Origin of the sequence: Plantibacter sp. VKM Ac-2880 (assembly GCF_015351235.1) — a bacterium.
Taxonomy (GTDB): domain Bacteria; phylum Actinomycetota; class Actinomycetes; order Actinomycetales; family Microbacteriaceae; genus Plantibacter.
The window spans coordinates 2,449,457-2,468,628 of the sequence record NZ_JADKSJ010000001.1 but is presented as its reverse complement, the minus strand read 5'-3'; the positions used below and the strand labels follow the sequence as shown (position 1 = coordinate 2,468,628).

Below are 19,172 nucleotides of genomic sequence, written 5' to 3'. Positions count from 1 at the left end.
ATGATCCGGCTCCCGTTCCGTCGCCCAGGCGGAGCGGGAGCCGTTGCTCGTGAGCCGCTCGGTCGCGAGGTCCTCGTCCTCGGTGGTGTCGCCTTCTTCGTGATGCTCGGCTTCGGGGTCGTGATCCCGGTCCTGCCGGTCTACGTCCGCAGCTTCGGTGTCGGCTATCTCGAGGTCGGAGCGGTCGTGTCCGTCTTCGCACTCATGCGACTCGTGGCGAACCCGTTCGTCGGGGCGCTCGTCGACCGGATCGGCGAGCGGGTGGTGCTGGCCTCGGGGATCGGGATCGTCGCGATCTCCAGCGCCCTCGTCGGCCTGGCGGCTGACTACCCGCAGCTCCTACTCCTCCGCGGCGTCGGAGGGATCGGGTCGGCCATGTTCTCCGTGGCGGCGATGACCCTGCTCCTGCGGACGACCGCGCCGCATCGCCGCGGCCGGGCGGTCGGCTTCTACCAGGGCGGGTTCCTCGTCGGAGGCATGGCCGGTCCGGCCGTCGGTGGGCTGCTCGCGACCATCTCCCTCACCGCGCCGTTCTTCTTCTACGCCGGGACGCTCGCGATCGCCGGTGTCCTCGGTCTCGTCATGCTGCGCGGCAGCCGGATCGCGGCACCGACCGAGCACTCGGCACCCGCCGAACCGTTCCGGACCGTCCTCCGCGACCGTCGGTACCAGACGGCCCTCCTGGCGAACTTCGCCAACGGCTGGGCGTCCATGGGGGTCCGCGGCGCGCTCGTCCCCGTGCTCGTCGTCGAAGCGCTGCATGAGGAAGCGGCCTGGACCGGCGTCGCGTTCGCGATCGCGGCCGTGGCGCAGACCCTCGCGCTCGGGCCGGCCGGCCGGTTCGTCGACACCGTCGGTCGACGCCCGGCGATGCTGGTCGCCTTCCCCGTCGCCGCGCTGGCCCTCCTCGCGATGCCCTTCGTCGGCGAGCTCTGGCTGCTCGTCGTCGCGCTCTGCGTCTACGGCGTCGCGGCGGCCTTCCTCGGGACGGCGCCGGCGGCGGCCGTCGGCGATGCCGCGGGCGGGCGGGGTGGACGCGCCGTGGCGGTCTTCCAGGCGACGTCGGACCTCGGCGCGATCGTCGGCCCGCTGGTGGCCGGGGCGCTGCTCGACGCCTTCTCGTTCCCCGCCGCGTTCGGGTCGGCGGTCGTGCTGATGTTGCTCGTCCCGGTGCTCGCAGCCCGCATGCCTCGGGAGCACCGGAGCCAGCCGGCGACCGCTTAGCGGGACCGGAGTCGCAGACCCACCGAGGTGGTGATCTCCTCCCGCTGACCACCTGAGTGCACGAGTTGCGCGCCGTCGACCGTCAGCTGGCTGGCGTGTTCGCGCAGGGCGCGAGCGACCTCGGGCAGCCGGTGCTCGAGGTCGAACCAGACGGCGTCACCGTGGTCCGGGTCGAGGGCTTCCCGGTGGTGGACGATCTCCGCGAGGGGCGTCCCGGTCCGCGCTGCTGCCGCGAGTGCCGCCTCGTGCATCCTCAAGTGGTCCGGGTGTCCGTAGCCACCGCCGTGGTCGTAGCTGATGAGGAGGTCGGGGGAGACCTGTTCGATGAGGGCGGCGAGGTCTCCGGCGACCGCGTCGAGTGGTGCGAGCGAGAACGCGTCCGGCCGGACGTCGTCGGCCGGCCCTGCCAGCCCCTCCCGCACCCAGCGCATGCCGGAGTCGACGTACCGCGTCTTCGTCCCCGGTCGAGCGGCCGGCGGCGTCCCGAGCCAGTACTGCGCGGTGATCCCGAGGGCGGCGCAGGCTGCGGTGAGTTCCGCCTCGCGGTGGGCGGCGAGTGCGGCGGTTCCGGCGAGCGTGCGCAGCGGGCCGTCGACGACCTCGCCACGCTCGCCGCGCGTCGCGCTCACGAGGACGACCTCGATCCGGCGGGCGACGAGGTCGGCGATGAGCGCCCCCGTCGCGAGCGTCTCGTCGTCGGGGTGCGCGTGCGCGAACAGGACCGTCCGTGTGCGCTTGAGCACCGATCCGAGATCGTCGCTCACGACGCGGACGTCGCCGCGGACGCGCAGGTTCGGGAGCGGGCGGTGGCGACGAGTGGCCGGTAGACGTCGATCAGGGCGTCGCCGGAGCGTTGCCAGTCGAAGTGCTCGGCGCGCTCGCGAGCCGTGCTGCCGAGGCGAGCGAGGCGAGTCCCGTCGGTCAGGAGGCTGGTGACGGCCGCTCCCCACGCCGCGGGATCGCGGGACTCGAGGACGATGCCGGTCTCTCCGTCGACGACGGCCTCCCGCAGGCCACCCGACGCGGCGACGACGGTCGGCACGCCGCTCGCCGCGGCTTCGAGTGCGACGAGACCGTACGTCTCCGAGTGCGAGGGGACGAGCACGAGCGAGCTCTCGCGGAACAGCGTGGCGAGCCCGACCCGCGACTGCGGCCCGACGAAGCGGACGTCGTCGGCGATACCGAGGTCACGGGCGAGGGCGGCGAGTTCCTCCGCGTAGCGGTCGTAGTCGACGGAGACGTCGCCGGCGATGACGAGTTCCGGGCGCAGTTCGAGCGGAACCGCGGCGATGGTCTCGATGGCGAGGTCGAAGCCCTTCAGTGGGTGGAGGCGACCAGCAACAACCGCCGTCGGACGACCGGAACGGGCTCCGCCGAGCGGGTGGAAGAGCGTCCCGTCGACACCGGGCGGCACGATCGACACCCGATCGGGGCGGGCTCCGAGCCGGGTGATCGCGGTGTCGGCCTCGGCCGCGCTGATCGCGACGACCGCGTCCGACTGCGCGGCGAGCCATGCCTCGCCGGCCAGACGCCCGGGGGACTCGGCACGTTCGCCGTGGGAGAGCGGCGTGGTGGACTCGGCGGCGATGCTGTGGAAGCTCTGCACATGCGGAACCGCCAGCTCACGCGCGAGGGGGAGTGCGGCCATGCCGGAGAACCAGTGGTGGGCGTGCAGGACGTCGTACCGCGGCAGCCGGGCGAGTTCCGAACGGAAGTCCTCGACGAACTCCTCGTGTCGACCCTTCGCGACCGGCTCGGCGGGTCCGGCATGGAGGAACCGCAGCTGCACGCCGGGGGCGAGGGAAGCTGTGGACGGCTGGTCGGTGGAGGACCGCCGGGTGATGACGTCGACCTCGTGCCCCGCGGCGCCCATCGCGACGGCCTGGTGACGGACCACGACGTTCATCCCGCCGGCGTCACCTGAACCCGGCTCGTCACCGGGACTGGTGTGGAGCGAGATCATCGCGATGCGGAGGGGATGTGGTTGCGAGGGCACCAGATGAGCCTAGTAGCCGTCGGCGTACCGGCCCCTCGTGGCGACGGCACCAGAAGGTGCTCGCGCATCAGACGGCCTCGCGTGAGAATGATCGCGAGACGAGTGCGACGATGCACCTGTCCAGGCGAGAGGGACGATCATGACGACGCTCAATCCATATCTGAGCTTCCGCGGTGCGGCGCGCGAGGCGATGGAGTTCTACCACTCGGTCTTCGCCGGTGAACTGCTGCTGTCGACCTTCCGCGACTTCGGGGTCGAGGTCGAACCGGACGAGCTGGACCTCGTCATGCACGCGCAGCTCACCGGTGACGCGGGGGTCGTCTTCATGGCGGCGGACACGCCCAGGCATATGGAGCATCAGGAGGGCGGCGGGTTCTCGATGTCCCTGAGTGGCCCGAACGAGGATGAGGAACGACTGACCGGGTATTTCAACCGGCTGGCCGAGGGTGGGACGGTCCAGCAGCCGCTCGCCGTGGCACCGTGGGGCGACAGCTTCGGCATGCTGCAGGACCGGTTCGGTGTCGCATGGATGGTGAACATCGCCGCCCCGGCGGCGGCGTGACTGGAGTGTGATCAGCGGGTGTGCCCGGCAGACGCCGGTGCCTGAGCCTCGCGCATCGCTTCCGACGTCCGGTCCCTGGGCCTCGCGCGCCGCCATCTGCCGGTCCCTGAGCGTGTCGAAGGTTGGTGACTGCTGGTACCTGAGATTGTCGGCGGGCGCACCATCTCCGGTCCCTGAGCTTGTCGAAGGGCTCACGAAGAACTTCCACACCCGCCCCGAACGCAGCATCTCGAATTTCAGTGGTTCGTGGTGGACTCGATTCATGACCGAGAGCACCACTTCCGCAGTTCGAGCTGGCGATGAGTACCCCGCGCAGCTCGCGGAGTTCCCGGACGCACCCCGAGACCGCAGCGCGCATCGCGGTCAACGCACCCTCCTTCACCCGAATCCTCGTGCAGCCGGAAACCGGAACCGTCCTCTCCGTGAGTCGCGACCAGTACCGACTGCCCGCCGACCTGCAACGCGCGGTCCGACTCCGGGACGGCACCTGTCGGGCATCCGGCTGCGGCAGACGAGCTCGGGCCTGCGACCTCGATCACTCGGTCGCGTGGGAAGACGGAGGGACCACAGATGTCGGCAACCTCGCCTGCCTCTGCCGACACCACAACCGCATGAAGCACCTCCCGGGCTGGACCCTCGACCATAAACCGGGCGGAGTCCTCGACTGGGCGACACCCGACGGCAAACACCACCGAACCGAGCCGGACCCCGCACCATTCTGAGCGCGTCCGTTCCCCGAGCTGCGCCGCACTGAGCCTGTCGAAGTGTCGAAGGGTGCCTCGTGGGCACTTCGACAAGCTCAGTGACCGGGAAAAATGTGTCCGGAACGCTTCGGTCCCTGAGCTTGTCGAAGGGTCCTTGGTGGGTACTTCGACAAGCTCAGTGACCGGGCTGGGTATGTGCGCAATGCCTCGGTCCCTGAGCCTGTCGAAGGGGGATGCGCCGGGCCGTCATCTGCCGTCTCGGACAGCTGTCCGAGAAGTCGTGGTATACTGATCAGAATGCCTCGCACATCAGGAGTTCCCGCCCTCGGTGTCGAGCAGTCCACCACGCAACGTGCTGCTCCGCCCTCGCGCGTCGAGCGCTTCGCTCCAGTCCTCCGAGTGACGGGCGATCCCCGTGCCGAGCGCACCAGGCAGACGATCTTCGACGCCGTGGCCACCATTCTGGCCAGTCGGCCGGAACGCGTGTCCGTCGGTGACATCGTCCGGGTCGCCGGCATCAGCCGCAGCTCGTTCTACGCCCACTTCTCCAGCCTCGACGACCTCACCGCCGCCTACCTTCGTATGCAGTTCGCCGGCCTTGCCGCGTCCGGTGCCTCGGTACGTCCTGTGGGGGAGCCGCTCGGCAGCACGGAACGCGCCCGCGAAGCCTATCGACGCCTGGTCGCCCAGCTGCTCGAAGATGCGCCGCTGTACTCGAGCGTGCTCGAACTCCCTGTCGCCCGCAGCGCCTTCGATGACCTCGTCGGCGAGCACGCCGACCACCTCATCGGCGCGTTGCTCGAGCGCACCGAGGTTCCGGTCGGCATCCCGGCAGGCCTGGTGTCCGCCTACGTCGCCGGTGGCACGCTCTCCCTCGTCGACGGCTGGCGCCGCGGCCGCATCGACGTCTCGGACGACGAGCTGGTCGAGGCCCTGGTGGCGCTGCTGCCGGCCTGGCTGCTCGAGCAACGACCCACCGGTGCGTCGCCTCCTGCGCCCGCACCCACCCCCGAACCGTCCGGCAGCTGAACGCGCCGGAGCACGACGACGCCGGTGCGAGAGCGCCGGTGACGACCTGAGAAGAGAAGAGGAACCATGCAGTTCATCGTTGGAGAGACCCTGGTCTACCCGCACCACGGAGCGGTCACCATCACCGAGTTGTCGAAGGTGACGATCAAGGGTGTCGAGCAGGACGTCATGACGCTTCGCGTGCACACGTCCGAGCTCACCATCAAGCTGCCGATCGCGAACGCCGACCTCGTCGGTGTCCGCGACGTCATCGACCACGACGGCGTCCAGGCCGTCTACGGCGTCCTGCGCGAGCCGTTCGTCGAGGAGCCCGGCAACTGGTCGCGTCGGTACAAGGCCAACCAGGAGAAGATGGCGAGCGGCAACGTCCACCGCGTCGGCGAGGTCGTCCGCGACCTGTGGCGCCGCGACCAGGACAGCGGTGTGTCCGCCGGTGAGAAGCGCATGCTGCAGAAGGCACGCCAGGTGCTCGTCTCCGAGCTGGCCCTCGCACAGGCGATGACCGACGAAGAGGCCTCCGCCGGCCTCGACGAGGTGCTCGCCTCCTCGATTGCGACGCCAGAGGCCGTCGCAGCCAAGTAACGCGGTTCCAGCAGAGCGCCCCACCGGTTCGATGGGGCGCTCTGCTGCGTCACGGCCGGATGACGGCGCGGGTGCTCCTTCCGTGGGGAGAACGCCGCGCTCGGTGGCCTCGGGGTCAGTTACCGCCGCCGGAGACGATCGCCAGGACACCGACGATCGCGATGGCGACGATCGGGCCGAACGACAACACCGTCTTGGTGATGGTCCAGGCGCGGTTCTCGCGCTCGGGCGCCGGCAGCTCCGCCGTCGAGACGTACACCGGAGCCTGCTCGCCGTCAGCGGAGGCGGCACCGGTCAGCTGGAGGACCCGCGAGTCGTCCCAGCCCCGGCCGTCGAAGTGGACCTGACGCTCGTCGTCGGTCGGGTGGGGATACCATCCGGTGGCTTCCGTCTGTGCCGGCTTGTCCCGCTGGAACCGCAACACCCGTGAATCGCCCCAGGCCTCACCGTCGAAGTGGAGTTCCTTCGTCGGGTCGTCGGGGTTCGGGTACCAGCCTGCGGTCGTAGCCATTGATCCAGTATGACAGCGGGATCCTCCCTGCCGAGACCGAGCAATCGACGGCAGAATGGAGACAATCATGACGACGACACCTGCACCTCGAGCCCCACGTCCGCAGACGATCCTCGAGGTGCTCCGAACCGCCTGGGTCACCCCGCACCTGGTGCGCCTCACCCTCGGCGGACCCGGATTCGCTGATTTCCAGCCCAAGGACGCCACCGACAGCTACGTGAAGCTGTACTTCGCGAAACCCGAGCTCGGCCTGGAACCGCCGTACGACCTCGCCGCGCTGCGAACGACCCTGGCGCCCGAGGACCTCCCGGTCACCCGCACCTACACCGTGCGGCGGGTGGACAGTGAAGCGCGCACCATCGACATCGACTTCGTCGTGCACGGCGACGAGGGACTGGCCGGCCCGTGGGCGGCTGCCGCCCGGCCGGGGGACCGCGTCGTTTTCGCCGGTCCGGGCGGTGCCTATCGTCCCGATCCCTCCGCCGACTGGCACCTGTTCGCCGGAGACGAGTCCGCGGTCCCGGCGATCGCCGCGGCACTCGAGGTCCTGCCCGCTGAGGCGACGGGGCTCGCGTTCATCGAGATCGGTGGCCGCGACGACCTCATGGAGCTCGACCGCCCGGCGGGTGTGCAGCTCATCTGGGTCGGGCGCGCAGCTCGCGACGAGACGACGGCGTCCCTGTTGGCGACCGCCATCGCCGGTCACCCCTGGCCCGCCGGCCGCGTCCAGGTGTTCGCGCACGGCGAGCGGGAGTCGATGAAGGCCCTCCGCGAGTTGTTCCTCACCCAGCGCGGGCTCGACCGATCGCAGCTCTCGCTCTCCGGGTACTGGGCCTACGGCCGGACCGAGGACCGCTTCCAGGCGGAGAAGCGCGAACCGATCGGGGTCGTCCTGCCCGCCTCGTGACGCTGGTGTCGGCTGATCGTCAGTGCGACGGGTCGGCCGGTTTGCTCCTCGACCTCCGGACGCGAGACGGCCGTTCGACCCTCGCACGGATGTCGGGTGGGACGAGGTCGAGCAGTTGATCGCGTCGGAGCGGCAGGTCGAGGAGGCTGAGCTTCATCCTGCCCTTGCGTGAGTGTCGGCTCGGATCGAGTCGGACGACGTTCGCCGCGTCGCGGACCAGCCGGACGGAGACGATCGCGCCGCCCGCGACGTCCGCCAGCACCTGGCCGTCGATCTCCACCGCGGCCTGCTTCGTCGCCGCGCCGATCGAGAACTGCAGGCGTTCGGCCGGGCCGAGGATGAACGAGCGGTCGATGCCGGACATCGGTGCCACCGGCGTGACGACGGTGGCCGCCACCGCAGGGGACAGGACCGGGCCACCGGCGGCGTAGTTGTAGGCGGTGGAACCGGTCGGGGTGGCGACGACGATCGCGTCGGCCTTGAAGTACCCGTACGCGGTCCCGTCCACCGCGAGGTCCGCCATGACGACGCCGGTACCGGGGCGCCGCGCGATGGAGATGTCGTTGAACGCCAGGAGGTGGGTGACGTCGTCGCCGGTGGTGATCGTGACCTCGAGGCCGTGGTGGGGCTCGAGTGAGAACTCGTGGTCGCTGACCCGCTGCAATGCCGCCGCCAGCGCGGTCGGCTCGACCTCCACGAGGAAGCCGACGTTGCCGTAGTTGACGCCGAGCACCGGTGCCGACCGGCCGGCCAGCAGACGCATCGCTCCGAGCATCGTGCCGTCGCCACCCATCGCGACGGCGACGTCCACCGATGAGGCGAAGGCGTCCTCGTCGAGCAGCTCGACGTCGTCGCCGAGGCGGTTCGCCTCCGAGCGGAGGCCGACGAGGCGCGCGCCGTGCTCGAGCTGCCAGGCGCGGAGGACGTGGACGGAGTCGTCGATGTTCTTCGTGGGGTGGGTGATGAGGCCGATCGTCATCGACGGCCCGGCCGGGTGCTTCGTGCGAGTGGTGGTCACCCGACGAGCATAGGCCGACCGCCTGACAGCCGGACCGGGAGGTGCGGCAGCTGTGGAGCGGGCCTGTGAGGAGTCGCCGCGCCGCTCGTTGGTCCTTTGGGATACTGGAGGGCACCGTCCACCGTGACCCTCGCGGGACGAGGTGCATGGAGGAACCACATGAGCGACACGAGCAGCCCCAACGGGCGACCACGGCGGGCCGGGCGGGTGAAGTCGACGCTGCTCGGCGTGCTGGCGGCGCTCGTCGTCTTGGTGATCGGATTCGTGGTGTGGACGCAGATCGTGATGCCGGGGACCCGGTCCGCGGCACTCGAGGTGTGGGAGGACCCGGCCGTCTCCGTCACCGACGTCGGCGACGCCATCGTGCTCGCACCGACGGCCGACGCCGAGGTGGAGTCCTCGGGGGCGGGGCTCGTCTTCATCCCCGGGGCGAAGGTCGACCCGTACGCCTACCTCCGCAAGCTGTCCGGTGTGGTCGAGGAGGCTGGGGCGACGGTGGTGATCACGAAGCCGACGCTGAACCTGGCCTTCTTCGATCAGCGGTCCCTGGAGACCTTCACCGCGGCGGCTCCCGATGTCGACACCTGGTTCGTGGGCGGTCATTCCCTCGGTGGGGTGCGGGCCTGCCAGCTCGCGGAGGACCCGGCGGTGGCCGGACTCGTGCTGTTCGGCAGCTACTGCGCGAACGACCTCTCGGAGGCTTCGCTCGCGGTCCTGAGTCTCTCGGGCAGCGACGACGGTCTGAGTACGCCGGAGAAGGTCGCCGACGCACGCGTCCGCCTGCCTGCCGACGCGACGATGGTCAAGATCGACGGTGCGAATCACGCCAGCTTCGGCGACTACGGCGTGCAGCCCGGCGACGGCGAGGCGACGATCTCGAGTGACACGGCGCGCGCGGCGATCACCCGCGAGTTGGTCCGGTTGCTCGGCTGATCCTGTCGCCGGGCTCCAGCTCCTTCGTCACCGGTCCGCCGGTGTTCAGGCCTTCGGGACCGGAGGCCCGACGACGAGGAGCGCGGTGAACACGGCGACGACCGCCAGGCCGCCGACCACGAGGAGCAGGACGGGGTGGCGGACGAGCCAGCGGGTCGCGCGGTCGAGGACCCGCTGGTCCCGGGGGTCGGAGCCGGCCTCGCGTCGCCAGGCGCCATCGAGCCGACCCGTGCGATCCGCCCAGACGTCGAACGGGATGGTGGCGTACGGCACGACGGCGCTCACGAGACCGATGAGGATCGTTCCGACGCCCCAGCGTTGGTTGATCCCGATGAGGAGCACGGTCGCGCCGTAGACGAGGAACACGAAGCCGTGGAGGGCCCCGCCGATGCTGACGCCGAGCTCGGTCGTCCTGGTGCCGTACTTGAGGATCATCCCGACGATGAGGAGGGTCCAGGTGATCGCCTCGGCGATCGCGATCAGGCGGAAGAGACGGCGCGGCGACACAGGGGCTCCAAGGCTCGGGGTGCAGGTCTTCCAGCTTGGCAGGGACGGCTGGGAGGGTCCTCCCAGGGAACGTCGCGTTCTGGCACCCTGGAGTCGTCGGGAATAGTCACCGCACGGACGAGGTTCACCGATGTGTATGCAAACGTATACACCCCCCGCGATCGCCCGCGGCGAGCCACACGACGTTGGAGAGCCCCATGACCACATCCCTCGAGTTCGGCATCGACACCTTCGGTGATGTCACGGTCGACGCCGACGGCACGCCGTTGTCGCAGGCCCAAGTCCTCCGGAACGTCGTCGAGCAGGGGGTGCATGCCGAGGTGGTCGGCCTCGACTTCATCGGCGTGGGGGAGCACCACCGGGAGGACTTCGCCGTCTCTTCACCCGAGGTCGTGCTGGCGGCGATCGCCGCGAGGACCGAGCGCATCCGCCTCGGATCGGCCGTCACGGTGCTGAGCTCCGACGACCCGGTCCGCGTCTACCAGCGGTTCGCCACGCTCGACGGCATCTCCGGCGGACGCGCTGAGGCCATCCTCGGCCGCGGTTCCTTCACCGAGTCCTTCCCGCTGTTCGGGTACGAGCTCTCGCAGTACGAGGAGCTCTTCGAGGAGAAGCTCGAGCTCTTCGTCGCGATCCGCGAACAGGAGCCGGTCACCTGGTCCGGCAAGACGCGTGCGCCGTTGCGCGAACAGTCCGTCTACCCGCGGGTGGAGCACGGCAAGCTGAAGACCTGGGTCGGTGTCGGCGGGAGCCCGGAGTCGGTCGTCAGGACGGCTCGCTACGGACTCCCGATGATGCTGGCCGTCATCGGCGGCGGGCCGCTCCGGTTCGCGCCGTTCGTCGACCTGTACCACCGCGCGCTCGCCCAGTTCCAGCTGCCGACGCAGCCGGTGGGGATGCACTCGCCGGCCCACATCGCCGAGACCGACGAACTCGCGCAGGAGCAGCTGTGGCCCCACTACCGGGCGATGATGGACCGGATCGGGCGCGAGCGCGGGTGGAGCCCGATGACGCGTGGTCACTTCGAGCAGGAGGCCGGTCCGGAGGGCGCGCTGTTCGTCGGCTCGCCGGAGACCGTCGCGCGCAAGGTGGCGACCGCGGTCGACGGCCTCGGACTGTCGCGAGTTGACCTGAAGATCAGCAACGGTTCCCTGTCACACGAGCACCTCATGGACAGCATCGGGCTGTACGGCTCCGAGGTCGTCCCGCGCGTGCGTGAGCTCCTGGCGGACAACTCGGCCGCCTGATCCGTTCGCTTACCGCGCCCCGGCCGCCTCAGCGGACGGCCGGGACGCGGTAGGGCATGTTCAGCCGGAGGACTGCGCCGCCGTCGGGAGCGTCGCCCGGTGCCGAACCGATCCGGAGGGCCCCGCCGAACGCTGCTGCGCGGCGATCCAGCTGGAGGAGACCGCCGGCCGGTTCCGCTTCGTCGAGGAGCCCGGTGCCGTTGTCGATCACCCGCAGCTCGACGGTCCCGCTCGCCACCGGAGCGCCGTCGTCCTGCGACGCCGGCCTCGCGATCCGCAGCTCGACGACGAGCCGGTCCGCCGCACCGTGGGTCAGCGCGTTCGTCACCCCTTCTTCGAGCGTCCGCACGACCACGGCCCGTTCCGCCGTCGTGAACACGTTGTCGATCGGGTCGTCGAGGAGTCGGAACTCCGGCGAGACGTCGAGGGTGGTGGTGATCGACGGCGGCAGGCGCTGCAGGATGGCTCGGATGCTCGGCGCGATGCCGACCTCGAGCAGCGGTGGGGACAACAACCGGCTGAGCTCTCGGACGTCCCGTTCGCGCACGGTGTGGAGCTCCTCGCTGAGTGACAGCAGTCGTCGGGTCGCGTCGGTGACGGCTGCGGCGCCATCGCGTTCGAGTGCGGCGGTGACGGACGCGAGCTGCGCGCTGATCAGCACGAGGTGCTGCTGAAGGGTGCCGTGCAGACCTTCGGCGACCTCGCGCTTCACGCGCAGCTCCTCGCTCTGCAGCGACTGGAGGGCGACGTCGGCGCGATGGCGTTGGTCGGCGTGGGCGCGTTCCTCTTCGCGTGCGCGACGCCGGGCCGCGCTCAGACTGAACCCGAAGGTGGCGCACACGGCGAGGGCGACCGCCGTGGTCCCCGTCTCGACGAGGACGGTCTGCAGGCTCGGGTCGCGGTAGACGCCGAGGAGGAGCTGGAGGCCACTGCGCAGCAGACCGGTCGCCAGGGCGACGAGCAGGACGCCCGCGAGCACCTTCGGGCGCCACCACTCGTGGAGGGAGGGACCCCATCTCGACCAGAGCAGCAGCGCGAGGACGATGATCGCAGCGCTCAGGGAGACGAGGTTCGCGGTGACGCGCTCCACGAGCATGCCGCGGGTGCCGCCGGGCGCGACCCAGGTGTAGATGTACACGCTCTGGAACGAGACGGCGAGTCCGAAGACCGCGGCCATGGCCCCGCTGGCGGTGATGAAGGCCCGACTGTCGCGCCAGCGTCCGGCGCGAGCGGTGAGGGCCTCCTGGGTCATGGCTCCATTCTGACCTGCCGTGCGGCGCGGCGGGGGCATCTTCCGGCGGAAGTCGGGAGCTTCCCCCTCGGGCCACGGGCCGTCCATCCGGGATACTCGGACCATGCACCACCAGCCGCAGTCCGACCGCTCGTCCGTCGTCGTCCCCGTGGTGGGCGGGGCGGTGCTCGGTGCGGCATCGGCCGCACCGCTCCGGGTCGGTGTCGTCGAAGATCAACCGTTGCTCGGCGGGATGCTCGCGGATCTGCTCACGGGGACGCCGGGGGTGACGTTCGTCGGTCATGCGGCTTCGGTCGCCGAGGCTCGCCGGACGTTCCTCCCCGGGACGGTCGACGTCCTGACGATGGACATCGAGCTGCCGGACGGCAACGGGGTGAGTCTCGGCGTCTCCCTGCGTCGCGCCCAGCCGGGTCTCGGGATCGTCCTGCTGTCGGCCTACGACCTGATGGACATGCTCCTCGAGATGCCGGCAGACGTCCGAGACGGCTGGAGCTACCTCTCGAAGACCTCGTCGCTCACCCGCGACGTCCTCCTCGAGGCGATCCGCGTCTCGGCGCGCGGCGAGACCATGTTGGACCCCGAACTCATCGACCGGGCGCGGCCTCGCGCGGGTTCGAGCCTCGAGTCGCTCACCGACCGGCAGTACGCGGTCCTCCAGCTGCTCGCGACCGGTCGGTCGAACACGGGGATCGCCTTCCGGCTGGGGATCGCCGAGAAGTCGGTGCAGAACCATCTCACAGCGATCTACGCCGCGCTCGGGATCGAACACGACGCCGCGAGCAACCCGCGGGTGTCCGCCGTGCTCGCCCTCCTCGCCGAGTCCGGACGACTCGCCTGAGAAGGCCCGTCGTCCCGGTCACCGGTCCCGGTCCGGCACCTCGATATCGTCCACGGTGCGGTCAGGGCGCCAACCGCGCCAGACCGGGTGCCTGAGCCGGCCGTCGGGGGTCCATTCGCTGAACCGCACCTCACCGATGAGGACGGGATCCAGCCAGTTGGCGTCAGCTGCATCGGCCGGCGGCACGCCGATCAGCGACGTCGACGAGCGCGCCAACCGTTCGAACCGCACGGCGGTCGCGGCGAGCTCCCGGTCGGTGAACCCGCTGCCGACCCGCCCGGCGTAGTGCAAGCGGCCGTCGGGCCCGGGCACGCCGAGCAGGAGCGATCCGATCCCACCTGCGCGCCCACCACGTCCCGGTCGCCACCCCGCGACGACGACCTCCTCCGCCCGCTCGTGCTTGAACTTCATCCACGTGCTGCTGCGTCGACCCGGCCGGTAACGACCGTCGAGTTCCTTCGCGACCACCCCCTCGAGACGCAGCGCCCGACTCACCTCGAGAGCATCGTCGAGGGAACCGTCGATGCGGGGCGGAACCTGCACGACCACCCCTGGTGTGACGGTCTCCTCGAGGAGTTCGCGCCGCTCACGGTAGGGGAGTCCCGTCCGGTCCTCATCGTCGAGGGCGAGGAGGTCGAAGAGCAACAGCCGGACCGGCGTCAGCCGACGCTCCCGATCGACGTCGCGGTCCGAGGTCAACTGCATGCGGCGCTGCAACAGCGAGAAGTCGGGACGGCCGTCGGGCCCGGACGCGACGATCTCACCGTCGAGGACGACGTTGCGCTCCCCGAACGACACCCCGAGCTCCTCCACCACCTCTGGGTAGGCCGCAGTCAGATCTTTGCCGTTGCGGCTCGACAACCGCACCCGCCCGGTCGCGCCGTCGATGCTCGCGATCGCACGGATCCCGTCCCACTTCATCTCGAACGCCCACGACCCGTCGTCGACGACCTCTCCGGCAGCGGCCGGGCTCGCGAGCATCGGGGCGGGTACCTCGCGGGAACGCGCCACCGGCGGGGCCGGCGGGTCTCCTGGAGCGCGCATCCGGTGGATGAGCCAGGAGGGCGCGTCCCGCCCAGAGCCACCGGCGGTCCGGATGAGCGCGAACCGTGCCGGGCGCTCCAACGGGCCACCCGGCCGGCCGTGCAGGGTCGCGATGACCTCGTCGTCCCGCCACTTCTCCAGCTCGTAGGTGCCCGCGTCCCAGATGGTCACCTCGCCCGCCCCGTACTCACCAGCCGGGATCGTGCCCTCGAAGCTCCCGTACTCCAGGGGATGGTCCTCGGTGCGGACGGCCAGACGGTTGCTGCTCGGATCCGTCGGGACACCCTTCGGCAACGCCCAGGACACGAGCACGCCGTCATGTTCGAGCCGGAAGTCGTGATGCAGCTTCCGCGCCTCATGCCGCTGGATGACGAACGACGGTGGCGTCCCCGCAGCCGACGGCGGCGGGGACGCCTCCGGAACCGGCTCAGGGGTCCGAGAGGCATCGCGTTTCCGCCGGTACTCCGAGAGTCGATCCTCGTGCTCCGACGGCCTGATCGTGATCGACGGACGGGGATCGCCGAGCACCGCAAGCGGATCGACGTCGTCGGCCAACCGTTCGAGCACTGCCGGGAACTCCAACTGGGAGAGTTCGGGATCGTCGAGCTCGTCCCACGACCGCGGCGCCGCGACCGTCGGACGTAACCGACCCCGCAAGGAGAACGGGGCGATCGTCGTCTTCGACCCGTTGTTCTGACTCCAGTCGACGAACACCTTGCCTCTCCGCCGATCCTTCGCCATCTCGCTCACCACGAGCGTCGGCTCGTCCGCCGCGAGCGCCCGAGCGAGTTCATGCGCCACGAGCGACACCTCGTCCGAACGCTGCCGACCGTCCAACGCCGCATAGAGGTGGATACCCTTACTGCCACTCGTCACCGGGACCGGTTCAAGCCCCATGTCGACCAACACCGCGCGTGCCATCCGAGCGACCCCGGCGCACTCGGCGAGCGACACCCCCTCGCCGGGGTCGAGGTCGAGCACGAGCCGGTCTGGCGGACGGCGCTCGCCGGACCGGTCGAACCGCCATTGCGGCACGTGCAGTTCGAGCGCGCCGAGCTGTGCCAGCCAGGTGAGCGTCGCGAGGTCGTCGACGACCGGGTACTCGTTCGTGTGATCACTGTGCTCGATGGGGAGACGCTGCACCCAGTCCGGAGCCGACGCGCCCAGGTCCTTCTGGAAGAAGCCGGACTCCGGCGCTTCGGCCGTCCCGACACCGTGCACCCAGCGTTTCCGGGTCACCGGCCGGTCGGCGACGTGCGGCAACAGGTGCGGTGCGACGGCCGCGTAGTACGCGAGGACCTCCGCTTTCGTCGTGCCGGTCGAGGGGTAGAGGACCTTGTCGAGATGGGTGAGCTGGATGCGCCGACCGTCGACGGTCACCCACTGCGCCCGCGCGCCGCCGGAGCTCGTCCTCACCATGGCCTTCAGCCTGCCGCCCGAGCCCGTCAAGGGCTAGCCCTTGACGTCGGTCCGGGTGTCTACTGGTGCGATCGACGGCGTGGGCCGGCCCACCGAACGGACAGGAGAGATCATGCGCGCGATCTGGAAGGGCGCCGTCACGTTCGGTCTCGTCAACGTCCCGGTGAAGGTGTACAGCGCGACGGAGGACCACGACCTCTCGCTGCACCAGGTGCACGACGCCGACGGCGGGCGTATCCGGTACCAACGCAAATGCGAGGTCTGCGGCAAGGTCGTCAGCTACGACCACATCGACAAGGCCTTCCAGGACGGGGAGCAGACGGTGGTCCTCACCGCCGACGACCTCGCGTCGCTCCCCGAGGAACGCAGCCGCGAGATCGAGGTCGTCGAGTTCGTGCCGAGCGACGACCTCGACCCGATCATGTTCGACCGCAGTTACTTCCTGGAACCGGACTCCTCCTCCTCAAAGGCCTACGTCCTGCTCCGCCGGACGCTCGAGGAGACCGACCGCACGGCGATCGTGCGGTTCGCCCTCCGCCAGAAGACTCGGCTCGGTGCCCTCAGGGTGCGCGAGGACGTCATCCTCCTGCAGACCCTGCTCTGGGAGGACGAGGTCCGAGAGGTGCGGTTCCCGGCCCTCGAGGAACGCGTCCGGATCTCCGCCAAGGAACTCGAGATGTCCGAGGCGCTCGTCGAGTCCTTCTCGTCCCGATTCCGCCCCGACGCGTTCGTCGACGAATACCAGGCACAGCTCCGGAAGCTCATCGAGGCGAAACTCGAGCAGGGCGATGCCCTCGACACCGCCGCCACCTTCGGCGAGCAGCCCGAGTCCGACGACGACAAGGGTGCCGAGCCGATCGACCTCATGGAGGTGCTGCAGCGCAGCATCGACCGGCAGCGCGGCGGGAAGGACCCGAAAGCCGCCACCGGGGCGAGTAGCTCCTCGAAAGCCGCCTCGTCGAAGACCACGCCGTCGAAGAGTGCGACCCCGAAGCGCAGCGCCTCGAAGCGCAGCACGACGAAGGCCGGATCGTCGAAGGACGAACCGTCGTCGGCCCCGGCCAAACGCAAGAAGAGCGCCTGATCCACTTCCCGCCGGTCGGACCCACGCGACCTCCGGGGAACCCTCCTCCACAGCGACCCCGCACCGGCCGGCCCACCCACCATCTCCACCACAGCGACCCGCCGTCGGCGGCTCCTGACAGACTTGCCCCATGTCCGACGTCAGCGCGCCAGCCCCCACCCACCACGAAGCCGCCACCACCGGGTCCGTCGCCGAAGCGACGGCGGCGCTCGCCGCACTGACGGGCGTTCCGGGGGCCCGGTTCCACGATGGCCAGCTCGAGGCGATCCTGGCCCTCGTCGACGAGCACCGTCGCACCCTCGTGGTGCAGCGCACCGGTTGGGGCAAGTCGGCCGTGTACTTCATCGCGACGGCACTGCTCCGTCGGCGCGGCGCCGGGCCCACCCTGCTCGTCTCCCCGTTGCTCGCCCTCATGCGCGACCAGGTGGCTGCAGCGGCGCGCGCCGGTGTGCGGGCGGTCGCCATCAACTCGGCGAATGCGCACGAATGGGACGACGTCCGCGCGCAGCTCGACGCCGACGAGGTCGATGTGCTGCTCGTGTCGCCCGAGCGCCTCAACAATCCGCGCTTCCGCGATGAGCAGCTTCCGACGCTCGTCGCCCGGACCGGCATGCTGGTGGTCGACGAGGCCCACTGCATCTCCGACTGGGGCCACGACTTCCGCCCCGACTACCGGCGGCTGGCCGAGTTGATCGGTCGTCTGCCGGTGGAGGTCCCGGTCCTGGCGACGACCGCGACGGCCAACGCCCGCGTCGTCCGCGACATCGCCGAGCAGCTCACCGCGCCAGCCGCTTCCGGCTCCACGGCGGCCGAGGTCCTCACCATCCGCGGTTCCCTCGCGCGGGCATCCCTCCGGCTCGGGGTGCTCCGGCTCCCGGAGTCCAGAGACCGCCTCACCTGGCTGCTCAGCCACCTGGACGGACTCACGGGGTCCGGCATCATCTACACCCTCACCGTCTCAGCCGCGGAGGACACCGCGCGGCTGCTGCGCGAGGCCGGTCACGAGGTGCGGGCCTACACCGGCCGGACCGACCCCGACGAACGCGAGGAGTCCGAGCGGCTGCTCAAGGAGAACCGGCTGAAGGCCCTCGTGGCGACGAGCGCGCTCGGGATGGGCTTCGACAAGCCCGACCTCGGGTTCGTCGTGCACCTGGGCGCGCCGTCGTCGCCGGTCGCGTACTACCAGCAGGTCGGGCGTGCCGGGCGCGCGACCGAGCACGCCGACGTCCTGCTCCTGCCCGGCGCGGAGGACGAGGAGATCTGGCAGTACTTCGCGACGGCGTCGATGCCGGACGAGGCTCGGGCCACGGCCGTCCTCGACGCGCTCGACGACCGACCGCGGTCGACACCGGCACTCGAAGCACTCGTCAACCTGCGCCGGACCCCGCTGGAACTCCTGCTCAAGGTGCTCGACGTCGACGGCGCCGTGCAGCGGGTCGCCGGGGGATGGGTGTCCACGGGGGAGCCGTGGGTCTACGACCGCGAACGCTATCGCCGGATCGCCGAGGCTCGTGTCGCCGAGCAGCAGGCGATGCTCGCCTACGAGCGGGGCGAGGAGTGCCGGATGCTCGTGTTGCAACGCGAGCTCGACGACGCGACCGCCGAACCCTGCGGACGGTGCGATCGCTGCGCGGGTGCCTGGTTCCCCACCGAGCTCGACAGCGCGGCGGCCGCCTCGGCATCCGAGGCGCTCGGGCGGGTCGGTGTCGAGCTCGAACCTCGGGCGCAGTGGCCCACGGGCGCAGGCAAGCTCGGCGTCACCACCGACGGAGCACCGGTCAGCGGTCGCATCTCGCTCGAGGATCGTCTGGAACCGGGACGAGCGCTCGCGCGCTTGACCGATCTCGGCTGGGGCGGTGTGCTCCGTGAACTCTTCGCCGCCGGCGCGACGGACGCGCCGGCGTCCCGCGCGGTCATCGACGCGAGCGTCCGGGTGCTCGCCGACTGGCCGTGGGCGAAGCGACCGGCCGCGGTCGTGAGCGTGCCCTCGCGGTCGAGGCCGCAGCTCGTCGACTCGGTCGCCCGGGGTATCGCCTCGCTCGGACGACTTCCGTACCTCGGTGAACTGGACCTCGTCGGCGACGGGCCTCGCGGTGGGCCCGGCGGGAACAGCGCCTATCGCCTCGCCGGGGTCTGGGACGCGTTCAGCGTCGGTGCCGAACTCCGTGCACAGCTGGCGACGCTCGAGGGTGCGCCGGTGCTGCTCGTCGACGACCGGGCGGACAGCCGGTGGACGCTCACCGTCGCCGGACGAGCGCTCCGGCTCGCGGGCTCCGGCCCGGTCCTCCCGTTCGCCCTCGGCATCGTGGGCTGAG

General features: G+C 70.5%; 18 protein-coding genes. 11 read left to right on the top strand and 7 right to left on the bottom strand.

What is annotated here, in order from left to right:
• On the top strand, window positions 1-1,224 hold the full coding sequence (locus ITJ57_RS11840; RefSeq protein ID WP_194670158.1) for an MFS transporter: 1,224 nt from the start codon (window positions 1-3) through the stop codon (window positions 1,222-1,224).
• On the opposite strand, the gene ITJ57_RS11835 is transcribed toward ITJ57_RS11840, so the two are convergent.
• Together ITJ57_RS11835 and ITJ57_RS11830 are read right to left on the bottom strand one after the other, a co-directional pair.
• Entirely contained in the window at window positions 1,221-1,988 is a 768-nt protein-coding gene (locus ITJ57_RS11835) for a PIG-L family deacetylase (RefSeq protein WP_194670157.1), read from the bottom strand. The two genes, ITJ57_RS11840 and ITJ57_RS11835, sit on opposite strands and share 4 nt — an antisense overlap.
• The gene (locus ITJ57_RS11830) at window positions 1,985-3,220 is read right to left on the bottom strand and encodes a glycosyltransferase (protein WP_370582348.1); all 1,236 of its coding nucleotides are present in this window, start codon (window positions 3,218-3,220) and stop codon (window positions 1,985-1,987) included. The genes ITJ57_RS11835 and ITJ57_RS11830 overlap by 4 nt, the downstream gene beginning before the upstream one ends.
• A 139-nt stretch (window positions 3,221-3,359) precedes the next feature.
• Here ITJ57_RS11830 and ITJ57_RS11825 point away from each other — a divergent pair, with 139 nt between their 5' ends.
• The 4 genes from ITJ57_RS11825 (at window position 3,360) to ITJ57_RS11810 (ending at window position 6,097) form a co-directional block, all read left to right on the top strand.
• Complete coding sequence (locus ITJ57_RS11825) at window positions 3,360-3,782, top strand: VOC family protein (protein WP_228506601.1); 423 nt, start codon at window positions 3,360-3,362, stop codon at window positions 3,780-3,782.
• A 299-nt stretch (window positions 3,783-4,081) separates the two neighbouring features.
• A complete protein-coding gene (locus tag ITJ57_RS11820; protein ID WP_194670156.1) occupies window positions 4,082-4,504 on the top strand; it encodes an HNH endonuclease signature motif containing protein in 423 nt (140 codons plus the stop codon).
• A gap of 279 nt (window positions 4,505-4,783) precedes the next feature.
• Window positions 4,784-5,515 carry a TetR/AcrR family transcriptional regulator gene (locus ITJ57_RS11815; protein ID WP_194670155.1) on the top strand — a complete coding sequence of 244 codons (732 nt, stop codon included), beginning with the start codon at window positions 4,784-4,786 and terminating at the stop codon, window positions 5,513-5,515.
• 66 nt (window positions 5,516-5,581) lie between these two features.
• Window positions 5,582-6,097, top strand: a complete 516-nt coding sequence (locus ITJ57_RS11810) for a CarD family transcriptional regulator (protein WP_056005325.1) — start codon at window positions 5,582-5,584, stop codon at window positions 6,095-6,097.
• Window positions 6,098-6,212: 115 nt separating this feature from the next.
• On the opposite strand, the gene ITJ57_RS11805 is transcribed toward ITJ57_RS11810, so the two are convergent.
• A complete protein-coding gene (locus ITJ57_RS11805; protein WP_194670154.1) occupies window positions 6,213-6,608 on the bottom strand; it encodes a hypothetical protein in 396 nt (131 codons plus the stop codon).
• A 67-nt stretch (window positions 6,609-6,675) separates the two neighbouring features.
• Between ITJ57_RS11805 and ITJ57_RS11800 the strand changes: the two genes are divergently transcribed.
• Window positions 6,676-7,515, top strand: a complete 840-nt coding sequence (locus ITJ57_RS11800) for a siderophore-interacting protein (protein WP_194670153.1) — start codon at window positions 6,676-6,678, stop codon at window positions 7,513-7,515.
• A 19-nt stretch (window positions 7,516-7,534) separates the two neighbouring features.
• Here the strand turns inward: ITJ57_RS11800 and ITJ57_RS11795 are convergent, their stop codons facing one another.
• On the bottom strand, window positions 7,535-8,533 hold the full coding sequence (locus ITJ57_RS11795) for an NAD(+)/NADH kinase (RefSeq protein ID WP_370582345.1): 999 nt from the start codon (window positions 8,531-8,533) through the stop codon (window positions 7,535-7,537).
• A gap of 159 nt (window positions 8,534-8,692) precedes the next feature.
• Between ITJ57_RS11795 and ITJ57_RS11790 the strand changes: the two genes are divergently transcribed.
• Entirely contained in the window at window positions 8,693-9,466 is a 774-nt protein-coding gene (locus tag ITJ57_RS11790) for an alpha/beta hydrolase (protein ID WP_194670152.1), read from the top strand.
• A 45-nt stretch (window positions 9,467-9,511) separates the two neighbouring features.
• On the opposite strand, the gene ITJ57_RS11785 is transcribed toward ITJ57_RS11790, so the two are convergent.
• Entirely contained in the window at window positions 9,512-9,973 is a 462-nt protein-coding gene (locus ITJ57_RS11785) for a DUF3817 domain-containing protein (RefSeq protein ID WP_370582344.1), read from the bottom strand.
• 197 nt (window positions 9,974-10,170) lie between these two features.
• On the opposite strand from ITJ57_RS11785, the gene ITJ57_RS11780 reads away from it, so the two are divergent.
• Window positions 10,171-11,220, top strand: coding sequence for an LLM class flavin-dependent oxidoreductase (locus ITJ57_RS11780; RefSeq protein WP_194670150.1), 1,050 nt, complete (start codon window positions 10,171-10,173; stop codon window positions 11,218-11,220).
• A gap of 28 nt (window positions 11,221-11,248) precedes the next feature.
• Here the strand turns inward: ITJ57_RS11780 and ITJ57_RS11775 are convergent, their stop codons facing one another.
• Window positions 11,249-12,472, bottom strand: coding sequence for a sensor histidine kinase (locus tag ITJ57_RS11775; protein ID WP_194670149.1), 1,224 nt, complete (start codon window positions 12,470-12,472; stop codon window positions 11,249-11,251).
• A gap of 103 nt (window positions 12,473-12,575) precedes the next feature.
• Here ITJ57_RS11775 and ITJ57_RS11770 point away from each other — a divergent pair, with 103 nt between their 5' ends.
• Window positions 12,576-13,310 carry a response regulator transcription factor gene (locus ITJ57_RS11770; RefSeq protein WP_194670148.1) on the top strand — a complete coding sequence of 245 codons (735 nt, stop codon included), beginning with the start codon at window positions 12,576-12,578 and terminating at the stop codon, window positions 13,308-13,310.
• Between the two features lie 18 nt (window positions 13,311-13,328).
• Here the strand turns inward: ITJ57_RS11770 and ITJ57_RS11765 are convergent, their stop codons facing one another.
• Window positions 13,329-15,773, bottom strand: a complete 2,445-nt coding sequence (locus ITJ57_RS11765; RefSeq protein ID WP_194670147.1) for an ATP-dependent DNA ligase — start codon at window positions 15,771-15,773, stop codon at window positions 13,329-13,331.
• Window positions 15,774-15,885: 112 nt separating this feature from the next.
• Here ITJ57_RS11765 and ITJ57_RS11760 point away from each other — a divergent pair, with 112 nt between their 5' ends.
• Together ITJ57_RS11760 and ITJ57_RS11755 are read left to right on the top strand one after the other, a co-directional pair.
• Entirely contained in the window at window positions 15,886-16,857 is a 972-nt protein-coding gene (locus ITJ57_RS11760; protein ID WP_194670146.1) for a Ku protein, read from the top strand.
• A gap of 130 nt (window positions 16,858-16,987) precedes the next feature.
• Complete coding sequence (locus tag ITJ57_RS11755) at window positions 16,988-19,171, top strand: ATP-dependent DNA helicase RecQ (RefSeq protein ID WP_194670145.1); 2,184 nt, start codon at window positions 16,988-16,990, stop codon at window positions 19,169-19,171.
• Window position 19,172: the final 1 nt, after the last annotated feature.

Coding starts and splice junctions, on each gene's coding strand:
- ITJ57_RS11840 (WP_194670158.1), top strand. CDS start 1: ATGATCCGGCTCCCGTTCCGTCGCCCAGGCGGAGCGGGAGCCGTTGCT.
- ITJ57_RS11825 (WP_228506601.1), top strand. CDS start 3,360: ATGACGACGCTCAATCCATATCTGAGCTTCCGCGGTGCGGCGCGCGAG.
- ITJ57_RS11820 (WP_194670156.1), top strand. CDS start 4,082: ATGAGTACCCCGCGCAGCTCGCGGAGTTCCCGGACGCACCCCGAGACC.
- ITJ57_RS11815 (WP_194670155.1), top strand. CDS start 4,784: ATGCCTCGCACATCAGGAGTTCCCGCCCTCGGTGTCGAGCAGTCCACC.
- ITJ57_RS11810 (WP_056005325.1), top strand. CDS start 5,582: ATGCAGTTCATCGTTGGAGAGACCCTGGTCTACCCGCACCACGGAGCG.
- ITJ57_RS11805 (WP_194670154.1), bottom strand. CDS start 6,608: ATGGCTACGACCGCAGGCTGGTACCCGAACCCCGACGACCCGACGAAG.
- ITJ57_RS11800 (WP_194670153.1), top strand. CDS start 6,676: ATGACGACGACACCTGCACCTCGAGCCCCACGTCCGCAGACGATCCTC.
- ITJ57_RS11790 (WP_194670152.1), top strand. CDS start 8,693: ATGAGCGACACGAGCAGCCCCAACGGGCGACCACGGCGGGCCGGGCGG.
- ITJ57_RS11780 (WP_194670150.1), top strand. CDS start 10,171: ATGACCACATCCCTCGAGTTCGGCATCGACACCTTCGGTGATGTCACG.
- ITJ57_RS11775 (WP_194670149.1), bottom strand. CDS start 12,472: ATGACCCAGGAGGCCCTCACCGCTCGCGCCGGACGCTGGCGCGACAGT.
- ITJ57_RS11770 (WP_194670148.1), top strand. CDS start 12,576: ATGCACCACCAGCCGCAGTCCGACCGCTCGTCCGTCGTCGTCCCCGTG.
- ITJ57_RS11765 (WP_194670147.1), bottom strand. CDS start 15,773: ATGGTGAGGACGAGCTCCGGCGGCGCGCGGGCGCAGTGGGTGACCGTC.
- ITJ57_RS11760 (WP_194670146.1), top strand. CDS start 15,886: ATGCGCGCGATCTGGAAGGGCGCCGTCACGTTCGGTCTCGTCAACGTC.
- ITJ57_RS11755 (WP_194670145.1), top strand. CDS start 16,988: ATGTCCGACGTCAGCGCGCCAGCCCCCACCCACCACGAAGCCGCCACC.